Genomic DNA, 3,008 nt, shown 5'->3' with positions numbered 1-3,008 from the left:
CGATCCAGTTTAGTCTGATCGCATACGACAAGGTGTTGATCACCGTGTCGGCCGTGAAGAAATTCGAGGAGCTGCTGGGATGAACCAGGAACGCGTATTTAAAGTTCTGCTTGGCCCGCACGTTTCCGAGAAGGCTACGGTTCTGGCAGACAAGAAAGGCCAGTTCGTTTTCAAGGTTGCTACTGATGCAACCAAGCTGGAAATCAAGAAGGCCGTCGAAAGCCTGTTCAGCGTGAAAGTAGAGCGCGTCACTACCCTGAACGTTCTGGGTAAGAGCAAGCGCACTGCTCGCGGTCTGGGCAAGCGTAATGACTGGAAGAAGGCAGTTATCTCCCTTCAGCCAGGCCAAGATCTCGATTTCAGCAGCAGTGCTGAGTAAGGAAGGGGTGCATCATGGCAATCGTTAAATGCAAACCGACTTCCCCTGGCCGCCGTTTTGTGGTCAAGGTGGTCAACCAGGAGCTGCATAAAGGCGCTCCTCACGCACCGCTGCTCGAGAAAAAATCGAAGACTGGTGGTCGTAACAACAATGGCCGTATTACCACTCGTCACATCGGTGGTGGTCATAAGCAGCATTACCGTATGGTCGATTTCCGTCGCAACGACAAAGATGGCATCGTCGCCACTGTCGAGCGTATCGAATACGATCCAAACCGTACCGCTCACATCGCACTGCTCTGCTACGCAGACGGCGAGCGTCGCTACATTATCGCCCCTAAAGGCGTGAGTGCTGGCGACCAGCTGATCGCAGGCGCTCTGGCTCCAATCAAGCCAGGCAACGCTCTGCAACTGCGCAACATTCCAGTCGGTTCTACCGTACACGGCATCGAACTGAAACCAGGTAAAGGCGCACAGATCGCTCGTTCCGCTGGTGCTTCGGCTCAGCTGATCGCTCGTGAAGGCGTGTACGTTACCCTGCGTCTGCGTTCCGGTGAAATGCGTAAAGTCCTGGCTGAATGCCGTGCGACCCTGGGCGAAGTCTCGAACTCCGAGCACAGCCTGCGTTCGCTGGGTAAAGCTGGTGCCAAACGCTGGCGTGGCGTTCGCCCAACCGTTCGTGGTGTTGCCATGAACCCGGTTGACCACCCACATGGTGGTGGTGAAGGTCGTACCTCTGGTGGTCGTCATCCGGTATCGCCATGGGGCTTCCCGACTAAGGGCGCGAAGACTCGTGGTAATAAGCGTACCGACAAAATGATCGTCCGTCGTCGCAAGTAAATAGAGGGATACGACAGTGCCACGTTCTCTGAAAAAAGGTCCTTTTATTGATCTTCACCTACTGAAGAAGATCGAAGTGGCGGCGGAAAAGAACGATCGCAAACCAATTAAGACTTGGTCGCGTCGTTCGATGATCCTGCCACAAATGGTCGGTCTGACCATTGCAGTACACAACGGCCGTCAGCACGTCCCAGTTCTCGTGAACGAAGACATGGTTGGCCATAAACTGGGCGAGTTCGCCGGTACCCGCACTTATCGTGGGCACGTGGCTGACAAGAAAGCCAAGCGTTAAGGGGTAAGGAAATGGAAGTAGCCGCTAAGTTGTCGGGCGCTCGAATCTCCGCCCAGAAAGCCCGCTTGGTCGCCGACCAGATCCGCGGGAAGAAGGTGGGCGAAGCGCTCAACCTGTTGGCTTTCAGCAGTAAGAAAGCCGCCGAGATCATGAAAAAAGTGCTGGAGTCGGCCGTAGCCAACGCCGAGCATAACGAAGGCGCAGACGTTGATGACCTGAAGGTCAGCACCGTTTTCGTCAACGAAGGGCGTTCGCTGAAGCGCATCATGCCACGTGCCAAAGGCCGTGCTGATCGCATCGTCAAGCGGTCTTGCCATATCACTGTCAAGGTTGCTGACAAGTAACGGAGTCGAAGAGATGGGTCAGAAAGTACATCCCATTGGCATTCGCCTGGGAATCGTCAAGGAGCACACCTCCGTCTGGTACGCAGACGGTCGGACTTATGCGGACTACTTGTTCGCAGATCTGAAGGTGCGTGAGTATCTCCAAGACAAACTAAAAAGCGCGTCCGTAAGCCGTATCGATATCCATCGTCCGGCTCAAACTGCACGCATCACCATCCACACCGCTCGTCCAGGTATCGTTATCGGGAAGAAGGGTGAAGATGTTGAGAAACTGCGTCAGGACCTGACCAAGCAAATGGGTGTGCCTGTGCACATCAATATCGAAGAGATCCGCAAGCCGGAGCTCGACGGTATGCTGGTTGCGCAGAGCGTAGCTCAGCAGCTGGAGCGTCGTGTAATGTTCCGTCGCGCTATGAAGCGCGCAGTACAGAACGCCATGCGCATTGGTGCCAAAGGCATCAAAATCCAAGTGAGCGGTCGTCTCGGCGGTGCTGAAATCGCACGTACTGAATGGTATCGCGAAGGTCGTGTGCCACTGCACACCCTGCGTGCCGACATCGACTATGCCAACTACGAAGCTCACACCACTTACGGTGTGATCGGTGTAAAGGTTTGGATCTTCAAAGGCGAAGTAATTGGTGGTCGCCAAGAAGAGCTGAAGCCGCAAGCACCAGCGCCTCGTAAAAAAGCTGCTAAGTAAGGGGTACGCCAAATGTTGCAACCTAAGCGTACGAAGTTCCGCAAGCAGATGACCGGCCACAACCGTGGTCTGGCACTGCGCGGTAGCAAAGTCAGCTTCGGCGAGTTCGCGCTGAAGTCTGTTGCTCGTGGTCGTCTCACCGCTCGTCAGATCGAGTCAGCGCGTCGTGCTCTGACCCGTCACGTAAAACGTGGCGGCAAGATCTGGATCCGTGTATTCCCGGACAAGCCGATCTCCAAAAAGCCTCTCGAGGTTCGTATGGGTAAAGGTAAGGGTAACGTGGAATACTGGGTTGCCCAGATTCAGCCAGGCAAAGTCCTGTATGAAATCGAGGGTGTTTCTGAAGAGCTGGCGCGTGAGGCTTTCGCCCTGGCTGCTGCAAAGCTGCCGCTCGCCACCTCCTTTGTTAAACGGACGGTGATGTGATGAAAGCGAATGAACTTCGTGAAAAATC

Annotated in this window: 6 protein-coding genes and 1 pseudogene; all 7 read left to right on the top strand. The window is 54.8% G+C overall.

Translation table 11 applies throughout. The features are described from left to right. Positions 1-83: pseudogene (locus tag HT737_RS31815) on the top strand (hypothetical protein); the annotation flags it as partial. Next, positions 80-379: a 50S ribosomal protein L23 gene (gene rplW, locus HT737_RS12270; RefSeq protein WP_002555488.1), complete on the top strand. Its 300-nt coding sequence runs from the start codon at positions 80-82 to the stop codon at positions 377-379. The pseudogene HT737_RS31815 and the gene rplW, both read left to right, overlap by 4 nt. Positions 380-393: 14 nt before the next feature. After that, positions 394-1,218 carry a 50S ribosomal protein L2 gene (gene rplB, locus HT737_RS12265; protein WP_003228734.1) on the top strand — a complete coding sequence of 275 codons (825 nt, stop codon included), beginning with the start codon at positions 394-396 and terminating at the stop codon, positions 1,216-1,218. A gap of 16 nt (positions 1,219-1,234) precedes the next feature. Further along, the gene (gene rpsS, locus HT737_RS12260) at positions 1,235-1,510 is read left to right on the top strand and encodes a 30S ribosomal protein S19 (protein WP_003228731.1); all 276 of its coding nucleotides are present in this window, start codon (positions 1,235-1,237) and stop codon (positions 1,508-1,510) included. An 11-nt stretch (positions 1,511-1,521) separates the two neighbouring features. Continuing rightward, positions 1,522-1,854 (top strand): 50S ribosomal protein L22, encoded by a 333-nt coding sequence (gene rplV / locus HT737_RS12255; protein WP_003103908.1) that lies wholly within the window; start codon positions 1,522-1,524, stop codon positions 1,852-1,854. Between the two features lie 13 nt (positions 1,855-1,867). After that, complete coding sequence (gene rpsC, locus HT737_RS12250) at positions 1,868-2,554, top strand: 30S ribosomal protein S3 (RefSeq protein WP_003176422.1); 687 nt, start codon at positions 1,868-1,870, stop codon at positions 2,552-2,554. A 12-nt stretch (positions 2,555-2,566) separates the two neighbouring features. After that, the gene (gene rplP, locus HT737_RS12245; RefSeq protein ID WP_003228729.1) at positions 2,567-2,980 is read left to right on the top strand and encodes a 50S ribosomal protein L16; all 414 of its coding nucleotides are present in this window, start codon (positions 2,567-2,569) and stop codon (positions 2,978-2,980) included. Positions 2,981-3,008: the final 28 nt, after the last annotated feature.

This window comes from Pseudomonas sp. MD195_PC81_125 (assembly GCF_014060985.1).
Classification (GTDB): Bacteria; Pseudomonadota; Gammaproteobacteria; order Pseudomonadales; family Pseudomonadaceae; genus Aquipseudomonas; species Aquipseudomonas parakoreensis.
The sequence above is the reverse complement of the archived record's forward strand: the minus strand, read 5'-3'. Positions and strand labels throughout refer to the sequence as shown.

Excerpts from the sequence above, each read along its gene's own strand:
- rplW (WP_002555488.1), top strand. The coding sequence starts at position 80 with ATGAACCAGGAACGCGTATTTAAAGTTCTGCTTGGCCCGCACGTTTCC.
- rplB (WP_003228734.1), top strand. The coding sequence starts at position 394 with ATGGCAATCGTTAAATGCAAACCGACTTCCCCTGGCCGCCGTTTTGTG.
- rplV (WP_003103908.1), top strand. The coding sequence starts at position 1,522 with ATGGAAGTAGCCGCTAAGTTGTCGGGCGCTCGAATCTCCGCCCAGAAA.
- rpsC (WP_003176422.1), top strand. The coding sequence starts at position 1,868 with ATGGGTCAGAAAGTACATCCCATTGGCATTCGCCTGGGAATCGTCAAG.
- rplP (WP_003228729.1), top strand. The coding sequence starts at position 2,567 with ATGTTGCAACCTAAGCGTACGAAGTTCCGCAAGCAGATGACCGGCCAC.